The sequence below is a fragment of the Bacteroides sp. ET71 genome (assembly GCF_023336905.1).
GTDB lineage: Bacteria > Bacteroidota > Bacteroidia > Bacteroidales > Bacteroidaceae > Bacteroides.
In genome coordinates, this window is record NZ_JAMBLS010000005.1 from 65,778 (window position 1) to 84,782 (window position 19,005).

Consider the following 19,005-nt stretch of genomic DNA (forward strand, 5'->3'; position numbering starts at 1 on the left):
GTATTTATCCTGAATAATCGTTCTTGTCTCAATTCCGGCAGCTTATCTTCCGCCGCAGATGATTTCGTCCATCCGCACGTCGTGCGCTTCGGCCGGGATACTCTCCACCAGTTGGAAGGGGAAGCACAGTCCTATCTTGTAAGCTTTCAGGCGGGGCAACAGGCGGTCGTAATATCCCTTGCCGCGTCCCAGCCGGTTGCCTTCGCGGTCGAAGGCCACGCCGGGAACGATGGCCAGGTCGATGGCCGCATAGTCCGTGAAGGCTTTGCCCGTGGGTTCGGCGATGTGGAAGGCTCCTGCCCGAAGACTGCCGTCATCTGTGTAGACACGCAGTTCCAGGTCGTCGCCCACGACGACGGGCAGCAGGATGCGTTTTTCCCTTGCCCACTGGCGGACGAAGGCGTGCGTGTCCGGCTCGTCGGGCAGCGAGTGGTAGAGCAGCACCGTGCGGGCTTCCTGCCAACGCGGGTGTGCCACGACCCGTTGCCAGGCTTCAGCAGCTTGTCGTGCGCGCCAGTCGGAAGAACTGTGACGGGTCTTCCGTAAAGAGATCTCCTTGCGCAATTCTGTCTTCGTCTGCATCGTTCTCTTCTGCGTTTACGGGCGTTTCCGGTGCCTTGGGGAAGGCTTCTCCTTTCTGCAGCACGTCGAGTGCTTTCTGCACGGTGGCATCGCTCTGGTTGACAAAGCGGATGTATTCTTCCCGTCCCAGCATGTTGTAGATGATGGAGGCGTAAAGGTTGCGTTCCAGCAGCTTGCGTGACTTCTGTATCAGCAGGTTGCGGCGTTTGACGCCCTTCTGGTCGGTATAGCGTACAAACTGTTGCACCAGGTTTTGCTTTTGCAGATAAGCGTGCAGGTCTTCTGCGGTGGTATATTCATTCAGCTTGGCGCGGTTCTTGTCGGTGTATTCGAAGCTGTATTGGAGGATGATGCCTTTGTTGTTCACTTCGATGAGCCACGACGTGACGCCCGTGGTGTCTTGCGGCACGAAGATGTCCGGCATGATGCCTCCTCCGCCATAGACGGGACGTCCCAGCCCGGTGAAGAACTGTTCGTCCTTGTTCAGCTTGATGCTGTCTTCCGAGAAAAATTCGCCGTGCTCGTAGCGGTGCAGCCAGTCCATCTCGTAGGCCATGTTGTCTCCGCTGTCATAGGGGCGTTGGATGCAACGTCCGGAAGGCGTGTAGTAGCGGGCTATGGTGAGCCGGATGCCTGACCCGTCGCTGAAGTCGATGGGTTGCTGCACCAGTCCCTTGCCGAACGAGCGGCGGCCGATGATGGTGCCGCGGTCGTTGTCCTGGATGGCTCCGGCGAAAATTTCGCTGGCCGAGGCCGAACCTTCGTTGATAAGCACCACCAGCGGCATCTGCTGGCAACTGCCCGTCCCGTCAGCATAGTCTTCCCACCGCGGATATTTGCGGCCTTCGGCATAGACAATCAGCTTGTTGGCCGGCAGGAACTCGTTCACCATGCGCGTGGCGGCGTCCATGTATCCGCCCGTGTTGTCGCGCAGGTCAATGATGAAGCCCTTGCAGCCTTTATGGGTCAGTTGGGCGATGGCGTTCAGCAGTTCCACGTGTGTGGTGCGTCCGAACTTGCTGACCTGTATGTAGCCATAGTCGTTGTCCATCATGTAGGCAGCGTCGATGGTATTCTGCGGGATGTCTCCGCGCACGATGGTGAAGTGCAGCAGCTCCTTCTCCGTGGCACGTTTTACGCCCAGTCGCACTTCACTGCCTTTAGGGCCTTTCAGGGTACGCAGGGCGCGTTCGTTGGTCAGGTCCTTGCCTACGAACAGACTGTCGTCCACCGTCACGATGCGGTCGCCCGCCAGCATGCCCACCTTTTCGGCCGGTCCGCCGGGCACGATGCTGTTCACGTGGATGGTGTCTTGCAGGATGGTGAATTGTATGCCCACGCCGCTGAAGCTGCCCTCCAGCTCAGAGTTGACTTCTGCCAGGTCTTTGGCGGGGATGTAGGTAGAGTGCGGGTCCAGTTCGGCCAATATCTGCGGCATGGTCTTCTCCACCAGTTCCGTCATGTCTACGGTGTCTACGTATTGGTTTTCGATGACGTGCAGCAGCGCGTTTAGTTTGTTGGATGAGGCGTTGATGATGCCCAGCTTGTTGCCTCCGTAGTGCTTGGCATAGAATGTCCCGATAAGGATGCCCAACACCACGCTGACGGCAATGATGAGTGGGGTGAAGCGGAAAGTATTCTTGTTGCTCATATCATGTTTTTGTTTGTTGTTTCTGGTTTATGGTTGTTGTTCGGCAACGGGCTGGTACACCACTTCGATGTGGGCGCGTTTCAGCAGTTCGATGCCGTCCTCCAAGCGGTATTTCTCGGAGTAGACCACGCGCTTGATACCCGCCTGGATGATGAGTTTGGCACATTCGATGCAAGGTGAGGCGGTGACGTACATTGTGGCGCCGTCGCTGCTGTTGTTCGAACGGGCAATCTTGGTGATGGCGTTGGCTTCGGCGTGGAGCACGTAGGGTTTGGTCAGGTTGTGTTCGTCTTCGCAGACGTTTTCGAAGCCGGCCGGCGTGCCGTTGTAGCCGTCGGAGATAATCATCTTGTCCTTCACGATGAGGGCGCCCACTTGGCGGCGTTTGCAGTAAGAGTTCTCGGCCCAAATGGCGGCCATGCGGATGTATCGCTTGTCCAGCGCTTCTTGTTTGGCTTTGGTTGATTCGTTGTCCATGACTTTGGCGTATGAAAAGAGGTTATTGCGGTTGGAAAGCCATTCGTTTGGTAGTTTCTCCGTCTTCGTAATAGATGTAGAGGTTCTGGCTGTCGCCGCTGTACCTGACGGTATTGCGCAGGCCGGTCTCAAAGGCCCGGGCCAGTACGTCCGTCTCGCTGTTGCCGGTGCCGTTTACATTGGTCAGGCTCAGTGTGTGTGAAGAGCCGTCGGCGCTCCAGGTGCCCGAGAATGAGCGGTTGACGCCTTGTGCCCTGAAATCTCCGCCTGTCACTTCGCCGGTGTCACTGCCGTTGAAGGTGATGGTGAAGGTTGCCGAACTGTTTGAACCGCGCAGGTTCATGCTGGCCTGGCGGGCCTGGGAGTCTCCGTTCCAGAAGTCGAACCAGTCGCCTTGTCCGTCCAGAGAGATGACATTTAGTTTCCAGGTCTTTCCCGTGAAGATTTCTATCACGTCGTCGCCGTTGTCGCATCCGCCCAGCAGGGGCAGCAGGGCAAGCAACAGGTATGTCAGTTTCTTGTATAGCTTCATTGTTCCTTGTTCTTTATTTTTCCTTTTTTATTCCGTTTCTGATGAGTAATGCGTCGATGGTAGGTTCCTGTCCGCGGAAGCGCTTGTAAAGTGTCATGGGATGTTCCGTTCCGCCTTTCGACAGGATGTTGTCGCGGAACGAGGCGGCCGCTTCAGGACTGAAGATGCCTTTCTGGCGGAACAATGCGAACGCGTCGGCGTCCAGCACTTCGGCCCATTTGTAGCTGTAATATCCGGCCGAGTAGCCTCCGGCGAAGATGTGTGAGAATTGTACGCTCATACATGTGCCGGGGACGGAGGGGAGCACTTGTGCCTGTGCCCAGGCCTGTTTTTCGTATGCCTCCACGTCGCCTTCGAATGGTTCGGTGCGGGTGTACCAGGCCATGTCCAGCAATCCGAAGCTGACTTGGCGCAGGCAGGCGTAGGCCACGTTGAAGTTGGCTGAGTCTTTGATGCGTTGCACCAGTTCGTCGGGAATCGGTTCGTCCGTCTGGTAATGGCGGGCGAAAGTGTGGAGGAAGTCGCGTTCCGTGGCGAAGTTCTCCATGAATTGTGAGGGGAGCTCTACGAAATCCCAATAGACGTTGGTGCCGCTCAGGCTCTCGTAAGTGGTATTGGCCAGCATGCCGTGCAGGCTGTGGCCGAACTCATGCAAGAAGGTTTCCACTTCGCTGAAAGTCAGCAGGGCAGGTTTGTCTTGCGTGGGTTTGGTGAAGTTCATGACGATGGACACATGCGGGCGGCTGTTTTCGCCCGTCTGCGGGTCTATCCATTGACCTTTGTATGAGGTCATCCAGGCGCCTGAGCGTTTGCCGGCACGGGGGTGGAAGTCGGCGTAGAATACGGCCAGGAACGAGCCGTCGCGGTCGAACACTTCGTAGGCGTCTACGTCTTTGTGGTAGACGGGGATGTCGGGATTCTTGCGGAAGGTGAGTCCGTAGAGACGTGTGGCCAGTCCGAATACGCCTTCCTTGACGCGGCTCAGCTCGAAATAGGGGCGGAGCATCTCGTCGTTCAGTCTGTATTTGCGGTCTTTCAGTTTCTGCGAATAGTAGCTCCAGTCCCACGGCATCAGGATGAAATCATCTCCTTCCAGTTCGCGGGCCAAGGCTTCTACCTCGGCCACTTCGCGGCGGGCGGCAGGTGTATAGGCCTCGAGCAGTTGCTCCAGGAGGCGGTATACGTGTGTGCTGTCTTGTGCCATGCGGTGTCTCAGCACATAGTCGGCGTAATCGCGGTAGCCCATCAGCCTGGCCAGCTCCAGGTGGTCGTTGGCAATCTGCTTCACAATGTCCAGGTTGCTGCACCCGTTGTCCGGATGTGTGCATTTGGTGTTGTAGGCCAGGTAGAGCTTGTGGCGCAGGTCGCGGTTGGCGGCATATTGCATGAAGGGTACGTAGCTGGGAGCCTGGAGGGTGAACGTCCAACCTTCGGCGAGGCCTTTCTCGCGGGTGGTCTCGGCGGCGGCTTCGACAACGCTGTCCGGCAGTCCGGCCAGTTGGTCGCGGTCGGTCAGCACCAGTTGATAGTCGTTGGTTTCTTTCAGGTTGTTTTCGCTGAACTTCAAGGTCAGCAGGCTCAGCTCCTGGCACAATTCGCGGTAGCGGTCGCGTGCCTCGCCCTGCAGGTCGGCGCCGTGGCGGACAAAGCCCTGGTAGGTCTCTTCGAGCAAGGTCTGCTGTTCGGTGGTAAGGCTGGCGCGGTCGGTGTGCTCGTAGACGTGCTTGATGCGTGCAAAGAGTTGCGGGTTGAGGCTGATGTTGTTGCTGTGTTCGCTCAGCAGAGGCATCAGCACTTGTGCCAGTCGTTCCATCTCGTCGTTGGTTTCGGCGCTGTGCAGGTTGCCGAAGACGTTGCTCACGGTTTCGAGCAACCGGCCCGAGTGTTCGTAGGCTTCGATGGTGTTGCCGAACGTCGGTTCTTCGGGATTGGAGGTAATGGCGTCTATTTCGGCCAGTTGGCGTCGGATGCCTTCGCGCAGGGCAGGTTCATAATGTTCGGTGCGGATGCGGTCGAAGGGCACGGTGTCGTGCGGAGTGCCGAAAGGGGCGAGGAATGGATTGTGTGCCAATGTATCGTTTGTTATCATCTTCAGTCTTTTATCGTTGTTGTATTCAACCCGCAAATATACAAAAAAAGGACGACTCCAACGGGAGCCGCCCTTTCTTTAAGGTTTTCTAACTGTCAATTAGCAGTTAACCGAAGCCATGTGGGCAATCAGGTCGAGCACCTTGTTAGAGTAACCGATTTCGTTGTCGTACCAAGAAACGACTTTAACGAATGTGTCGGTCAGGTAAACGCCTGCGTTAGCATCGAAGATAGAAGTCAGCGTGCAGCCCAGGAAGTCAGAAGAAACCACTGCATCTTCCGTGTAGCCCAGTACGCCCTTCAGTTCGCCTTCGGCAGCTTCCTTCATGGCAGCGCAGATAGCTTCCTTCGTAGCGGGCTTAGCCAGGTTTACAGTCAGGTCAACTACAGATACGTCCAAAGTCGGAACGCGCATGGAGATACCCGTCAGTTTGCCGTTCAGTTCGGGGATAACCTTGCCTACTGCCTTGGCAGCACCCGTAGAAGACGGGATGATGTTGCCGGAAGCAGCACGGCCGCCGCGCCAGTCTTTCATAGAAGGACCGTCAACTGTCTTCTGAGTAGCGGTAGTAGAGTGAACGGTAGTCATCAAACCGTTAACGATGCCGAACTTGTCGTTCAGGACTTTGGCGATAGGAGCCAAGCAGTTGGTCGTGCAAGAAGCGTTAGACACGAACTGAGTGCCCTTCACGTAAGTCTTTTCGTTTACGCCGCATACGAACATGGGGGTGTCGTCCTTGGAAGGAGCAGACATAACCACGTATTTGGCTCCGGCTTGGATGTGGGCCTGAGCTTTTTCCTTTGTCAAGAACAAGCCAGTAGACTCAACAACGTATTCAGCGCCTACTTCGTTCCACTTCAGGTCGGCGGGGTTCTTTTCAGCCGTTACGCGGATTTCCTTGCCGTTTACAATCAGCTTGCTGTTTTCAACGTCAGCTTCGATGGTGCCGTCGAATTGGCCGTGCATCGTGTCGTACTTCAGCATGTATGCCAAGTAGTCAACCGGGCAAAGGTCGTTAATACCAACGATTTGAATATCGTTTCTCTTTTGAGCTGCGCGGAATACGAAACGTCCGATACGTCCGAATCCATTAATACCTACTTTAATCATTTTGTTTAAACTTTTAAAGGTTTATAGTGTTAATAATCAATTGCGTGTTAGTGCATAGGGGTGTTTATTCTCCTTTTTGCGCTGCAAAAATAAGAAATTGTTTTTATATTCGCACGCTGTTTCATGATTAAATAATTTAAAAAACATGGGAAAAACATCTTTTCTGCAAGACTTCAAGGCTTTTGCCATGAAGGGAAACGTGATTGACATGGCCGTCGGCGTGATTATCGGCGGCGCGTTTGGTAAAATCGTGTCGTCGGTGGTGGCAGATGTCATCATGCCCCCCATCGGACTGCTGGTGGGCGGGGTGAACTTCACCGACCTGAAGTGGGTGCTGAAGCCTGCCGTGCTGAAGGATGGGGAAGAGGTGGCTGCGGCGGTGACGCTGAACTACGGCAATTTCCTCCAGGTGACGTTCGATTTTCTGGTCATCGCCTTTTCGGTCTTCCTGTTCGTGCGCTTGCTCTCCCGCTTGAACCGCAAGAAGGAGAAACCGGCTGCTCCGTCCGCACCGCCCGCGCCGTCGAAGGAAGAACTGTTGCTGACGGAAATCCGCGATTTGCTGAAGGCTAAACAGTAACCTCCGCGCCTGCCGCGCGTCCTCCGGTTTCTCCCGTTTCGGGGGAAACCTTGAGGAAGGGGTTTCCTTTTGTTTGCTTTGCTTTGCTTTTGTTTTTTTTCTTTTGGTTACTTTTCTTTTTTTTACCCGAAGTACGTAAAACGTGCATTTTGGGGCGATAAATGCACGTTTTAGGTACAAAAGTACCTTTCAAACGCACTTTTGTACCTAATTTGCGCAAAAAAGGGCATTTTTGTCCCCAAAAACGGTCGTTTGACGCAGAAGTGTCCCGCCACACGCCTCAATCGGACACCGCCCCTGCTTCTGCCGCACACCGGCCGTGCCTCTTCCGCACACGGACCGTCGCCTTGCATTTTGTGGAACGATTTTCGCTTGCGGATGCCCCAAATGTCAGTGCTTTTTCCTACTTTTGCACTCACATCGATAAAAACAGTATTCACCAAGAGATTCAATCATGGAGGAAAAAATTATCATTCTCGACTTTGGTTCGCAGACCACGCAGCTCATCGGCCGCCGCATCCGCGAGCTGAATGTCTATTGCGAAATCGTGCCTTACAACAAGTTTCCGCACGGCGACGAGAGCGTGAAGGGTGTCATCCTGTCCGGCAGCCCCTTCTCGGTGTACGACCAGGAGGCCTTCAAGGTAGATTTGGCAGACATCCGCGGCAAGCTGCCCGTGTTGGGCATCTGCTACGGTGCGCAGTTCATCGCCTATACCAGCGGTGGCAACGTGGAGCCTGCCGGCAGCCGTGAGTACGGACGTGCCCGTCTGGGACGCTTCGACCACGACAATGCGCTGTTGCGGGGCGTGCGCGACAATTCGCAGGTGTGGATGAGCCACGGCGACACCATCACCGCCATCCCCGACGGTTTCCGCATCATTGCGTCGACGGACGAAGTGGCTGTGGCAGCCTATCAGGTAGAGGGCGAGCAGGTGTGGGGCGTGCAGTTCCACCCGGAAGTTTACCACAGCGAAGACGGTACGCTGATGCTCAAGAACTTTGTGGTAGGCATCTGCGGTTGCCACCAGACGTGGAGTTCGGCTTCGTTTGTCGATACTACCGTGGCCGAACTGAAAGAACAGATTGGCAACGACCGCGTCATCCTGGGCCTGAGCGGAGGCGTCGATTCGTCCGTGGCCGCCGTGTTGCTGCACCGCGCCATCGGACAGAACCTGACCTGTATCTTCGTAGACCACGGCCTGCTGCGCAAGAACGAGTTCCACGATGTCATGCACGACTACGAGTGCCTGGGCCTGAACGTCATCGGCGTAGATGCCTCGGAGAAATTCTTCAAAGACCTGGAGGGCGTGAGCGACCCCGAACAGAAGCGTAAAATCATCGGCCGCGACTTCGTCGAGGTCTTTAACGCCGAGGCGCGCAAGATTACCGACGCCCGCTGGCTGGCGCAGGGCACCATCTATCCCGACCGCATCGAGAGCCTGAACATCACGGGCAAGGTCATCAAGAGCCACCACAACGTGGGCGGCCTGCCCAAAGAGATGAACCTCAAGCTGTGCGAACCGCTGAAGTGGCTTTTCAAAGACGAAGTGCGCCGCGTGGGTCGCGAGCTGGGCATCCCCGAGCACCTCATCGGCCGCCATCCTTTCCCCGGCCCCGGCCTGGCCGTGCGCATCCTGGGTGACATCACCCGCGAGAAGGTGCGCATCTTGCAAGATGCAGACGACATCTTCATCCGCGGCCTGCGCGACTGGAAGGTGAAGGACGCCGACGGACGCGAGACGAGCCTCTACCATCAGGTTTGGCAGGCGGGCGTTATCCTGCTGCCCGTGCGCTCGGTGGGCGTCATGGGCGACGAACGTACCTACGAGCAGGCTGTGGCCTTGCGTGCTGTGACCTCGACCGATGCCATGACCGCCGATTGGGCCCGTTTGCCTTATGACTTCCTGGCCCAAGTGTCCAATGACATTATTAATAAGGTAAAGGGAGTGAACCGCGTGGCGTATGACATCTCGTCCAAGCCGCCTTCGACGATTGAGTGGGAGTGACCCTTTGATTGGAATTAAGATTAAAAGGCGTGGCCTTACCCGATGCATGTGCACCGTGTCAGGTCGCGCCTTTTCTCTTTATCCTTTTCCTTTCTTTTTCAGCGGCAACCGCGGGAACATCTTGCGCAGGCGTACCAGTTGGTGCGTGATGCTGCCTCCGGCCACAACCACTGTGACGGCCACCAGAATCAGCGTGATGCCCATGCAGTCGCGGGCCGTCAGCCGTTCGCCGAAGACGGTGATGCCGAAGAAGATGGCCGTCACCGGTTCCAGCGCGCCCAAGATGGCCGTCGGTGTGGAGCCGATGCGCTGGATGGCGCTGGTGGTGCAGAGGAAAGAGATGGCGGTGGGGAAGACGGCCAAGGCCAGGAGGTTGCCCCAGAGCCACCATTGGCTGGGCAGGGTGAGGTCGTGGCTTGCCCATAGCCGCACGACGAACAGCAATACGCCGAACAGCAGGACGTAGAACGTCACCTTTAGGGTGGCCATTTCTTTCAGCGACGGCCGGTTGACGCCCACAATGTAGATGGCATATGACAGTGCCGAGGCAAAGACAAGCAACGTGCCCGTCAGGCTGAGGGTGATGCCGTCGCCGCCTTGGTAGAGCATGGCGATGCCGCTCAGGGCCAGCAGGATGCACAAGGCGGTCTGGAGCGTTACTTTCTCTTTGTAGACGGCAGCCATGATGAGGGCAACCAGGATGGGGTAGATGAAGAGGATGGTGGAGGCGATGCCCGCATCCATGTAATTGTAAGCTTCGAACAGCGTGAGCGATGAGGCGGCCATCAGTATGCCCAGTACAAAGAGCGGGAGCAGCGTGGTGCGATGCACTTTGAAGTCTCGTCCGCGTCCCTTGATCATGGCTCCCACCAGGGGGATGGCAAACAAGTAGCGGAAGAAAAGCACGGAGTCCGGGTTCATGCCGTCTGCATAGAGCGGCAGGGCAAACAGGGGGTTCATGCCATAGGTGGCCGCAGCGATGACGGCCAAGATATAGCCTTGGGCTTTTTCGTTCATGTGAGTATGGTTTGTGGTTGGTTATCCGATGAGGTCTTCCAGGCGGGGGATGATTATTTCTCCCCGGTGCAGTTCTACCAGCCCGTTGTCTTGCATGGCGTTCAGTGCGTGCGACACGTTCAGGCGGGTGTCGTTGACGATGCGGGCCAAGTCTTCCATCTTTATCTTCAGTTGTTTCTTCCCGTACGGGCGTTCGACCCGGTTGGCTATGAAGTGGACGATGCGGTCACCGGTGTCGCCTTCGTAGGGCGTCCAAAGGCGGCTGCGCAGGGTCTGGGTACGGTTGCTGATGATGTTGATGTAGTTCAGCCGGAAGATTTCGTATTTGAACAGTTCGCTGCTGACAAAGATTTTGCTGATGCTGACGCTGTCTGTCGTTTCCTCGGCCGTGTAGCTGGACACGTAGTGCGTGTACATGCCGAACATGGCTTGCGGTTCGACCAGGTAGGGTGCCTCGTAGGATTCGGTGAGCTGGTAGAGTTGGTTGGTGGCTGGCGTGCTGACGCTTATTTTCCCTTTCAGGATGAAGGTGAGTTGCGTGCAAGGCTCGTCTTTCTGGGCTATCGTGGCGCCGGCTTTCCATTTGACAAATTGCAGTTTGACCTTTGCCAAGATGTTGGTAAGGTCTTCCAGCGACAGCCCTTGGAAGAGGGGCAGTTGCAGCAAAGTGTCAAACATTGAGTAGTCCATGTGCGTAGGCATTCTTTGTCGGGCGCAAAATTAGTGATTCTCGGGGCGCTGGTTTGTCTTTCTGCTGTATTTTTATCATTTCTTAAAATATAAGGCGGCGTTAGCGGCTTTTCCAGAAGGCGGAGTAGAACATGAGCATGACGGCAAACATCTCCAGACGTCCCAGCAGCATGAGGAACGAGCTGAGCCATTTGCCGGCTTCGGGCAGTGCGCTCCAGGAGTAGGCGGGGCCGAAGAGTCCTAACCCCAGTCCGGCGTTGCCCATGCTGGAGACGGTGACGCCGAAGGCCTCCATGAAGCCTACGCCCATGAGCATGAACACCGTCCAGCCCACGAGGATGCACAGCAGGTAGAGGCAGATGAAGATGGCCACGGTGAGCACCACGTTGGAGGGTACGGCCTGGCGGTTGACACGTATCTGCATCACGGCGTTGGGATGGAGCAACTTGCGGAAGTGGTTGCGTATGCCCTTGGTCATGATGAGCAGGCGCAGGTTCTTGATGCCGCCGCTGGTCGAGCCGGTGCATCCGCCCGCCAGCATGGCGTAGCTCAGCAAAAGCCAGGTGAACGGAGGCCATAGCATGTAGTCGTCTGTGGCGAAGCCGGTCGATGTGTGCAGCGTCACCACCTGGAAGAAGGCTTTGCGGAAGGCTTCCTCCAGTCCGTAACCCCGTTGCAGCACCAGCGAGACGGCGATGACGAGCGTCACCGCGAGGATGGAGCCCAAGAACCAGCGGGTTTCTTCGTCGCGCCAGATTTTCCCGAACTTGCCCTTCAGGCACGAGAAGTAGAGCGAGAAGTTGATGCCTGCCAGTACCATGAAGATGGCAATCACGTATTCGATGTACGGAGAGTTCCAATAAGCCACGCTGGCCTGCTTGGTCGAGAAGCCGCCGGTGGCGACGGTGGCAAACGTGTGGCACACGGAGTCGAACCAGCCCATGCCGCCCAGCCGCAGCAGAATGGTCTGGCTGACGGTCAGTATGAGGTAAATGCTCCACAGCCAGCGCGCCATGGTGCTCACCTTGGGGTGTATCTTGTCGTGCGTCACGCCCACCGCTTCGGCCGAAAACAGTTGCAGGTTGCCGCCGTCGCTGAAGGCGGGCAGGATGGCGATGGCGAAAAACACGATTCCCAAGCCGCCTATCCAGTGCGTCAGGCTGCGCCAGAAGAGGATGGCGTGCGACTGCGTGTCGATGTCGTCCATAATCGTCGCACCCGTGGTGGTGAAGCCGGACATGGTCTCGAAGAACGCGCTGCCCAGCGTCGGCACGCTTTGGCTCAGCACGAAGGGCAGCATGCCGAACAGGCTAAACAGCACCCATGTCAGGGCAGCCACGCAATAGCCGTCGCGTTTGCCCATGCGCCGTTCGGCCTTCCGCCCGGCCAGAATCAGCAGTCCGGCAGCCAGGGCGGTGATGCCTGCCGAGAGCAGAAATGCCCAGCCGTCGGACTCGTTGTAAAACCAGGCCACGCCCACGCAGGTGAGCAACATGCATACTTCTACCAGCAGCAACACGCCCAGCACGCGCAGGATGATGCGGCGGTTGATGAGGCTGTTGTTCCGCTTCCTGTTGTTCGTGTACAGGCTGTCCGATATGTAACCTTCCATTTCTTGTAAAATTTCTTGTCCGTTTCGAAAAAAGTGTGCCAAACGTCGGTTCCCGCTCTTCCGCGTCACGGCCCCGCCTCTGGTACGTCCGGAGCATCTTCCTTGCGCGTCCGAAGCCCCCGGTGTCTGGAACCGTCGCAACCGGTCCCGCCCCGTGGCGTCGTTGCCTGCCGTTGTGGCAGGCATTTGGCACTGCGTGAAGCGTCGGTTTCCCGTTTTGGCGGTGCAATACTACGATATTTTGTTTGAATACTGAAAAAAAACTCTCTTTTTATTTTGAGTATGGTCATAAATTTGTACTTTTGAGCGTCGCTACATGCTCTGTGGCGCGATATGACTGGAACAATTTAACCTTTAAATAATGTATAACCATGAGCTATTTACGATTTGACAAGACCCTGATGACCAATCTTCAGGAGTCGCTGCCTCGCGAAATACTCCGGACGAACAAGTCGGGCGCTTATCACTGCACGTCAATAGTGGATTGCAATACACGCAAGTATCATGGCTTGCTGGTTATTCCCGTACCAAACCTGGACGACGAAAACCACGTACTGCTCTCCTCGCTGGACGAGACGGTGATTCAGCACGGCGCCGAATTTAACTTGGGCCTCCATTATTATGGCAACGGGCACTTCAGTCCCAACGGCCACAAGTACATCCGCGAGTTCGATTGCGAACACATCCCTGCTACCACTTACCGGGTGGGCGGCGTCATCCTGAGAAAAGAAAAGATTTTTGTACATCACGAAAACCGTATCCTCATCCGCTACACCCTGGTCGACGCCCATTCGGCCACGACCTTGCGTTTCCGCCCCTTCCTGGCCTTCCGCAGCGTGCGCGAGTACACTCACGAGAACGCCCAGGCCAACCGCGACTATCAGCAGGTGGAAAACGGTATCAAAACCTGCATGTATCCCGGATATCCTGAGCTCTACATGCAGTTGAACAAGCAGAACGAGTTCCACTTCCAGCCCGACTGGTACCGGGGCATCGTCTACACCAAAGAACAAGAACGCGGCTACGACTTCAACGAAGACCTCTACGTGCCGGGATACTTCGAAGTAGACATCAAGAAAGGCGAAAGCATCGTCTTCTCCGCCGGCATCTCCGAAGTCTCCACCCGCCGCCTGAAGCAGACATTCGAAGCCGAGGTGGCCGACCGTACCCCGCGCGACAACTTCCTCCACTGCCTCACCAACTCCGCGCACCAGTTCCACAACAAACAGGGCGACGAGCATTATGTCCTTGCCGGATATCCCTGGTTCAAGTGCCGTGCGCGCGACCTCTTCGTTTCCTTGCCCGGACTGACGCTGGCAATCGACGAACAAGACGAGTTCGAAGACGTGATGAAGACCGCCGAGAAAGCGCTCCGCCAATTCATGGCCGGCGAACCCTCGACCTACAAAATCTACGAAATGGAGCACCCCGATGTCCTTCTCTGGGCCGTGTGGACACTGCAGCAGTACGCCAAGTTCACCTCGCGCGAACACTGCCGGCAGATGTACGGCTCCCTCTTGCAAGACATCATGAAATACCTCCTGAGCCGGAAACATGACAACCTCTTCCTGCACGACAACGGACTGCTCTACACCAACGGCACCGAGCACGCCGTCACCTGGATGAACTCCACGGCCAACGGGCATCCCGTCATCCCGCGTACAGGCTACGTGGTAGAAGTCAACGCTCTGTGGTACAATGCGCTCCGCTTCTCGGCCGATATGGCCCGCGAAGCCGGCGACGAAATCGGAGCCAACGGCCTGGACGCCCAAGCCGAGGTGACTGGCAAATCCTTTGTCGAAGTCTTCCGTAACGAATACGGCTATCTGTTCGACTACGTCGACGGTTACATGATGGACTGGAGCGTACGTCCCAACATGATTTTCGCCGTGGCATTGGACTATTCGCCCCTGGACAAGGCGCAGAAGAAGCAAGTGCTGGATATCGTGACCAAAGAGCTGCTCACCCCCAAAGGCCTGCGCACCCTCAGCCCCAAGAGCGGCGGCTACAATCCTAACTACGTGGGACCGCAGACGCAACGCGACTACGCCTACCACCAGGGTACCGCCTGGCCTTGGCTGCTCGGCTTCTACACCGAAGCCTACCTGCGCATCTACAAGACCAGCGGCCTGTCATTCCTGGAGCGAGCCCTCATCGGAATGGAAGACGAAATGACCTGCCACTGCATCGGCACCCTGCCCGAACTGTTCGACGGCAACCCGCCGTTCACCGGGCGTGGCGCAGTCTCCTTTGCCATGAACGTGGCCGAGATTCTGCGCGCATTGAGATTATTGTCCATGTATAACAACAACGCAGAATAAAAGAAGAGGAGGAACAAGATGAAAGTTTTAATGTTCGGATGGGAATTTCCTCCCAAGATATACGGCGGCCTCGCAGTCGCCACATACGGAATCACCAAGGGACTCAGCGTGCAAGGCGACGTGGAAACCACCTTCTGCATGCCCAAGCCCTGCGGAGACGAAGAACGATTCCTGAATATCATCGGTATGAACCAAGTGCCCATCGTATGGCACAATATGGATTACGACTACCTGAAAGCACGCCTTGGCCCGGGCATGACACCGGAGCTCTATTACGACCTGCGCAACCACATCTACGCAGACTTCTCCTACATGCACGTCAACGACCTGGGCTGTATGGAATTTGCCGGGGGCTATCCCTCCAACCTGAATGACGAGATTAACAACTTCTCCATCATCGCAGGGGTGGTAGCGCGCCAGCAGCAGTTCGACATCATACACGCTCACGACTGGCTGACCTATCCGGCCGGTGTACACGCTAAGATGGTCAGCGGAAAACCGCTCTGCATCCACGTACACGCCACCGACTTCGACCGTTCGCGCGGCAAAGTAAACCCCACCGTCTACGGCATCGAGAAGAACGGCATGGACTATGCCGACTGCATCATGTGCGTCTCCGAATTGACACGCCGCACGGTCATCAACGAGTATCACCAAGACCCGCGCAAAGTCTTTGCGGTGCACAATGCCGTCTACCCGCTCTCGCAGGAGTACGTGGACATCCCGCGTCCGGCGCACGACAAAGAGAAGGTCGTCACCTTCCTGGGGCGTATCACCATGCAGAAAGGCCCCGAATACTTTGTCGAGGCAGCAGCCATGGTCTTGAAACGCACGCGCAACATACGCTTTGTCATGGCCGGTTCGGGCGACATGCTCAACGCCATGATCAACCTGGCCGCCGAGCGTGGCATTGCCGACCGCTTCCACTTCCCCGGTTTCATGAAAGGAAAACAGGTGTACGAGGTCTACAAAGACAGTGACGTGTTTGTCATGCCCTCAGTCTCCGAGCCTTTTGGCATCGCACCCCTCGAGGCCATGCAGTGTGGCACTCCTTCCATCATCTCCAAGCAATCCGGTTGCGGCGAAATCCTGACCAACGTCATCAAGACCGATTACTGGGACATTCACGCGATGGCGGACTATATCCATTCCATCTGCACCAATCCGGCCCTGTTCCACTACTTACAGGAAGAAGGCATGAAGGAAGTGGCCGGCATCACATGGGAAAAAGTGGCACTGAAAGTCCGCGGACTCTACGAGAATGTTTTAAAGAATTATAGGTAAACATCAAACAATACTAACATGAGAACGATTTGTCTTTATTTCGAAATACACCAGATTATTCATCTGAAACGTTACCGCTTCTTCGACATAGGTAACGACCACTACTACTACGACGACTATGCCAACGAAGCGGGCATGAACGACGTGGCCGAACGTTCGTACATCCCCGCCTTAAACACGCTCATCGACATGGTGAAGAAGTCCGAGGGAGCCTTCAAGGTGGCATTGTCCATCTCGGGCGTAGCCTTGGAGCAATTGGAAATCCATGCGCCGGCCGTCATCGACCTGCTTCACCAGTTGAACGAAACCGGTTGCTGCGAATTTCTGGCCGAGCCCTACTCGCACGGTCTTTCGTCGCTGGTCAACGAAGACTGCTTCAAGGAAGAGGTCATGCGCCAGGCTGCCAAGATGAAGCAAATGTTCGGCAAGGCTCCAAAAGTCTTCCGCAACTCCAGCCTGATTTATTCGGACGAGATTGGTGCTATGGTGGCAAGCATGGGCTTCAAAGGTATGCTGACAGAAGGTGCGAAGCACGTGTTGGGCTGGAAGAGTCCGCACTATGTGTACCACTGCAACATGAACCCGAACCTGAAGCTGCTGTTGCGTGACTATAAGCTGTCCGACGATATCAGCCTGCGCTTCTCCAACTCCGAGTGGAACGAGTTCCCGCTCTTTGCCGACAGGTACATTGGTTGGATAGACTCCATGCCGCAGGAGGAACAAGTTATCAACATCTTCATGGAACTTAGTGCACTGGGCATCGCACAGCCTTTGTCGTCCAACATCCTGGAGTTCATCAAGGCGCTGCCTATTTGTGCCAAGGAGAAAGGAATCACCTTCTCCACGCCGAGCGAAGTGATTGCCAAGCTGAAGTCTGTATCGCAACTGGACGTGCCCGACCCCATGTCGTGGCTGGACGAAGAGCGCGACACGAGCTGCCTGCTGGGCAACGTGATGCAGCGTGAAGCCTTCAACAAATTGTACAGCGTGGCCGAGCGCATCCACTTGTGCGACGACCGCCGTATCAAGCAAGACTGGGATTACTTGCAGGCCAGCAACAACTTCCGTTTCATGACTACCAAGAACAGTGGCGTGGGCTTGAACCGGGGCATCTATGAGTCGCCGTACGATGCTTTCACGAATTATATGAACATCTTGGGCGACTTCATCAGCCGTGTCAATTCGCTGTATCCTGTCGATGTGGATAATGAGGAGCTGAACCCGCTGCTGACCACCATCCGCAACCAGGGTATTGAGATTGAGGAACTGCGCAAGAAGCTGGAAAAGGCTGAGGCTAAGCTGAAAAAGGAAGAAAAGGCAGCTGCCCCCAAGCGTAAGACTGCGACGAAGAAGACAGAGGCGTAAGGCGTCTTTAAGGTTATAAAGAGAAAGCCCCATCGGTTTCATGCCGATGGGGCTTTCTTATGATGTCATAAGCGTTTGCTTACTGTTCCGTTGTGCCGGTGGGCGAGAAGCTGGTGTAGGTCACTTCCAGCTTCAGCGGGTTTTTCAGCGGAGAGTCGGTACCGCCTTCCCGTTCGGGTCCGCCGTACAGCTTGGCATAGCCCGGCTCCAAATCGTGTTGGATGTTGATGATGCGCTGTTGGGTACTTTGCGAGGTCTGGTCTCTGGTGACAACGACAGGAACCAGGTAAACCTTGTCCCATTCGTTCTCTTCCATCCATTTTTCCTCGTCCCAAGCTTCTCCGGCAGCTTCGCGGGCCTGTTGTTTTTCGTTGATACAGTAGCTTATCAGTCGGGCGATGTTGCCGAAGGTATATTCGTTGGTGCCGGATTCGTTGTGTGTGGCCACGTAGGACGTGATGTCGTCGGGCACTTCGTTGTCTTCGAAAAACTTCTGGTAGTCTTTCTTGCGCACCAACAGTACTTCGTTGGGGGCAGACATGCTGAAGTCGTATTTGCTCTCCTGGCGGTAGTTGGTGAAGACCAGGCGAGCTCCGTTCAGGGTGTCGTTGGCCAACTGGTTGTAGATTTCGTCGTAGGGCAGGGTGGCTTGTGTGAAGATGCCTGCGGGCGACTTCAGGTAGGTGCAGTTGGTTTCTTGCAACTTTTGCTGTATTTTTTCTTCGGCGTTGTAGAAGCGGTTGATTTGTGTCACTTCTTTGGTGGAGGCGAAGAGGGTGTTGGTACTGTAATAGGTGGAGTCCGTCCCGTCTTGCTTTTTGAGTTTGACGCCGGTGGTGTCGTTGACGTGGAAGAAGTGGAACTGCATCTGCAACTCTACGCCACTGGCGTAGAGGATGGTTCCGTCGCCTTGGTCTGTGGTCAGGTAGACGCCTTTGAAGATGTTGTTGATAAAGTTGTCCGAACCTTTGAAGTATTCGGGGTTTTCGCGGTAGGGCTTGAGTATTCTGTCCTCTCCAAATTCCTTGTTGGGCAGTTTGAAGGCGACGTAGGGCGTGTAGGTGGAATTTCCGTAGGAGTCGGTGGCGTTGCGCACGGAGTCGGGCACAGAGGCATCGTAGGCTGAATAGGCCACACGTCCCAGCAGGCCGGATTCGTCGTAATACTCCGTCGGGTCAAGGTTGGTATAACGGTTGTCGTAGTCCAGTGCCTTGTTCAGTTCGTAGGCACTCATGCGGCAGGCGTTGAGCGAGTCGCCGAACCATTCGTTGTAGTACACCACCAGGTGGACGGCGGTTACGCTGTCGCCGCTCATGATTCCGCTGGCCTTGGTGGGGTTGCCCTGTGCGTCCCGTTCGGTGACGTGGTAGACTTCGGGCAGCGAGAAGTTTTCGGTGCTGTTCAGTGCGGTGAGGAATCCGGATTCGTAGAATCCGAACTCGGCGTCGGTGTATCGGCCGATGTATCCGGTACTGGTCTTGGCGAACACGGGGCCGGCTTCGACCGATTGTGTTTCTACGTCGAACGTCACGGTGTGTGCCGACATGTAGTCAGCGTCGGGGTTCAGCATGTCCATGCCCAGTTGGCCGGTTTCTTCGTCGCAACTGAAGAGCACGGTTACGGCCATGAGCATCGATGCTATGTATTTCAGTTTCATAAGTTGTCCGTAGTATTGGGGTCGTATGTT

16 protein-coding genes are annotated in these 19,005 nt (G+C 55.8%); 5 read left to right on the forward strand and 11 right to left on the reverse strand.

The window, feature by feature from the left end; all coding sequences use genetic code 11:
- Positions 1–42: 42 nt before the first annotated feature.
- From M3090_RS04730 to gap, 6 genes are all read right to left on the reverse strand, one after another.
- Positions 43–582 carry a 5-formyltetrahydrofolate cyclo-ligase gene (locus M3090_RS04730; RefSeq protein WP_249054244.1) on the reverse strand — a complete coding sequence of 180 codons (540 nt, stop codon included), beginning with the start codon at positions 580–582 and terminating at the stop codon, positions 43–45.
- Positions 494–2,233: a S41 family peptidase gene (locus M3090_RS04735; RefSeq protein WP_249054245.1), complete on the reverse strand. Its 1,740-nt coding sequence runs from the start codon at positions 2,231–2,233 to the stop codon at positions 494–496. The genes M3090_RS04730 and M3090_RS04735 overlap by 89 nt, the downstream gene beginning before the upstream one ends.
- Positions 2,234–2,260: 27 nt before the next feature.
- Entirely contained in the window at positions 2,261–2,710 is a 450-nt protein-coding gene (locus tag M3090_RS04740; RefSeq protein WP_249054246.1) for a dCMP deaminase family protein, read from the reverse strand.
- Between the two features lie 22 nt (positions 2,711–2,732).
- The gene (locus M3090_RS04745) at positions 2,733–3,242 is read right to left on the reverse strand and encodes a DUF4847 family protein (protein ID WP_249054247.1); all 510 of its coding nucleotides are present in this window, start codon (positions 3,240–3,242) and stop codon (positions 2,733–2,735) included.
- A gap of 13 nt (positions 3,243–3,255) precedes the next feature.
- The gene (locus M3090_RS04750; protein WP_249054248.1) at positions 3,256–5,331 is read right to left on the reverse strand and encodes a M3 family metallopeptidase; all 2,076 of its coding nucleotides are present in this window, start codon (positions 5,329–5,331) and stop codon (positions 3,256–3,258) included.
- 99 nt (positions 5,332–5,430) lie between these two features.
- Entirely contained in the window at positions 5,431–6,441 is a 1,011-nt protein-coding gene (gap, locus tag M3090_RS04755) for a type I glyceraldehyde-3-phosphate dehydrogenase (RefSeq protein WP_087340645.1), read from the reverse strand.
- A 145-nt stretch (positions 6,442–6,586) separates the two neighbouring features.
- Here gap and mscL point away from each other — a divergent pair, with 145 nt between their 5' ends.
- The gene (gene mscL, locus M3090_RS04760) at positions 6,587–7,021 is read left to right on the forward strand and encodes a large-conductance mechanosensitive channel protein MscL (RefSeq protein WP_249054249.1); all 435 of its coding nucleotides are present in this window, start codon (positions 6,587–6,589) and stop codon (positions 7,019–7,021) included.
- Here mscL and M3090_RS04765 read toward each other — a convergent pair.
- Positions 7,011–7,241 carry a hypothetical protein gene (locus M3090_RS04765; protein ID WP_249054250.1) on the reverse strand — a complete coding sequence of 77 codons (231 nt, stop codon included), beginning with the start codon at positions 7,239–7,241 and terminating at the stop codon, positions 7,011–7,013. The two genes, mscL and M3090_RS04765, sit on opposite strands and share 11 nt — an antisense overlap.
- Before the next feature lie 234 nt (positions 7,242–7,475).
- Between M3090_RS04765 and guaA the strand changes: the two genes are divergently transcribed.
- Positions 7,476–9,029 carry a glutamine-hydrolyzing GMP synthase gene (guaA, locus tag M3090_RS04770; protein WP_249054251.1) on the forward strand — a complete coding sequence of 518 codons (1,554 nt, stop codon included), beginning with the start codon at positions 7,476–7,478 and terminating at the stop codon, positions 9,027–9,029.
- Between the two features lie 78 nt (positions 9,030–9,107).
- Here the strand turns inward: guaA and M3090_RS04775 are convergent, their stop codons facing one another.
- From M3090_RS04775 to M3090_RS04785, 3 genes are all read right to left on the reverse strand, one after another.
- Complete coding sequence (locus tag M3090_RS04775; protein ID WP_249054252.1) at positions 9,108–10,046, reverse strand: DMT family transporter; 939 nt, start codon at positions 10,044–10,046, stop codon at positions 9,108–9,110.
- Between the two features lie 21 nt (positions 10,047–10,067).
- Positions 10,068–10,736, reverse strand: coding sequence for a Crp/Fnr family transcriptional regulator (locus tag M3090_RS04780; RefSeq protein ID WP_249054253.1), 669 nt, complete (start codon positions 10,734–10,736; stop codon positions 10,068–10,070).
- Between the two features lie 100 nt (positions 10,737–10,836).
- Positions 10,837–12,348: a TrkH family potassium uptake protein gene (locus M3090_RS04785; protein ID WP_249054254.1), complete on the reverse strand. Its 1,512-nt coding sequence runs from the start codon at positions 12,346–12,348 to the stop codon at positions 10,837–10,839.
- A gap of 371 nt (positions 12,349–12,719) precedes the next feature.
- On the opposite strand from M3090_RS04785, the gene M3090_RS04790 reads away from it, so the two are divergent.
- From M3090_RS04790 to M3090_RS04800, 3 genes are read left to right on the forward strand one after another with little or no spacing between them, the layout of a single operon-like run.
- A complete protein-coding gene (locus M3090_RS04790; protein WP_249054255.1) occupies positions 12,720–14,669 on the forward strand; it encodes a glycogen debranching enzyme N-terminal domain-containing protein in 1,950 nt (649 codons plus the stop codon).
- Between the two features lie 18 nt (positions 14,670–14,687).
- Entirely contained in the window at positions 14,688–15,953 is a 1,266-nt protein-coding gene (locus M3090_RS04795) for a glycosyltransferase family 4 protein (protein WP_249054256.1), read from the forward strand.
- A gap of 18 nt (positions 15,954–15,971) precedes the next feature.
- Positions 15,972–17,318 carry a glycoside hydrolase family 57 protein gene (locus tag M3090_RS04800; protein ID WP_249054257.1) on the forward strand — a complete coding sequence of 449 codons (1,347 nt, stop codon included), beginning with the start codon at positions 15,972–15,974 and terminating at the stop codon, positions 17,316–17,318.
- Between the two features lie 79 nt (positions 17,319–17,397).
- Here M3090_RS04800 and M3090_RS04805 read toward each other — a convergent pair whose 3' ends face one another.
- On the reverse strand, positions 17,398–18,975 hold the full coding sequence (locus tag M3090_RS04805; protein ID WP_249054258.1) for a DUF4270 domain-containing protein: 1,578 nt from the start codon (positions 18,973–18,975) through the stop codon (positions 17,398–17,400).
- Between the last annotated feature and the right edge of the window lie 30 nt (positions 18,976–19,005).

Bases quoted from the DNA above. Each gene is read 5' to 3' on its own strand.
- M3090_RS04740 (WP_249054246.1), bottom strand. From the start codon at position 2,710: ATGGACAACGAATCAACCAAAGCCAAACAAGAAGCGCTGGACAAGCGA.
- M3090_RS04750 (WP_249054248.1), bottom strand. From the start codon at position 5,331: ATGATAACAAACGATACATTGGCACACAATCCATTCCTCGCCCCTTTC.
- M3090_RS04800 (WP_249054257.1), top strand. From the start codon at position 15,972: ATGAGAACGATTTGTCTTTATTTCGAAATACACCAGATTATTCATCTG.
- M3090_RS04735 (WP_249054245.1), bottom strand. From the start codon at position 2,233: ATGAGCAACAAGAATACTTTCCGCTTCACCCCACTCATCATTGCCGTC.
- guaA (WP_249054251.1), top strand. From the start codon at position 7,476: ATGGAGGAAAAAATTATCATTCTCGACTTTGGTTCGCAGACCACGCAG.
- gap (WP_087340645.1), bottom strand. From the start codon at position 6,441: ATGATTAAAGTAGGTATTAATGGATTCGGACGTATCGGACGTTTCGTA.
- M3090_RS04780 (WP_249054253.1), bottom strand. From the start codon at position 10,736: ATGGACTACTCAATGTTTGACACTTTGCTGCAACTGCCCCTCTTCCAA.
- M3090_RS04795 (WP_249054256.1), top strand. From the start codon at position 14,688: ATGAAAGTTTTAATGTTCGGATGGGAATTTCCTCCCAAGATATACGGC.
- M3090_RS04805 (WP_249054258.1), bottom strand. From the start codon at position 18,975: ATGAAACTGAAATACATAGCATCGATGCTCATGGCCGTAACCGTGCTC.
- M3090_RS04785 (WP_249054254.1), bottom strand. From the start codon at position 12,348: ATGGAAGGTTACATATCGGACAGCCTGTACACGAACAACAGGAAGCGG.
- M3090_RS04745 (WP_249054247.1), bottom strand. From the start codon at position 3,242: ATGAAGCTATACAAGAAACTGACATACCTGTTGCTTGCCCTGCTGCCC.
- mscL (WP_249054249.1), top strand. From the start codon at position 6,587: ATGGGAAAAACATCTTTTCTGCAAGACTTCAAGGCTTTTGCCATGAAG.
- M3090_RS04730 (WP_249054244.1), bottom strand. From the start codon at position 582: ATGCAGACGAAGACAGAATTGCGCAAGGAGATCTCTTTACGGAAGACC.
- M3090_RS04775 (WP_249054252.1), bottom strand. From the start codon at position 10,046: ATGAACGAAAAAGCCCAAGGCTATATCTTGGCCGTCATCGCTGCGGCC.
- M3090_RS04790 (WP_249054255.1), top strand. From the start codon at position 12,720: ATGAGCTATTTACGATTTGACAAGACCCTGATGACCAATCTTCAGGAG.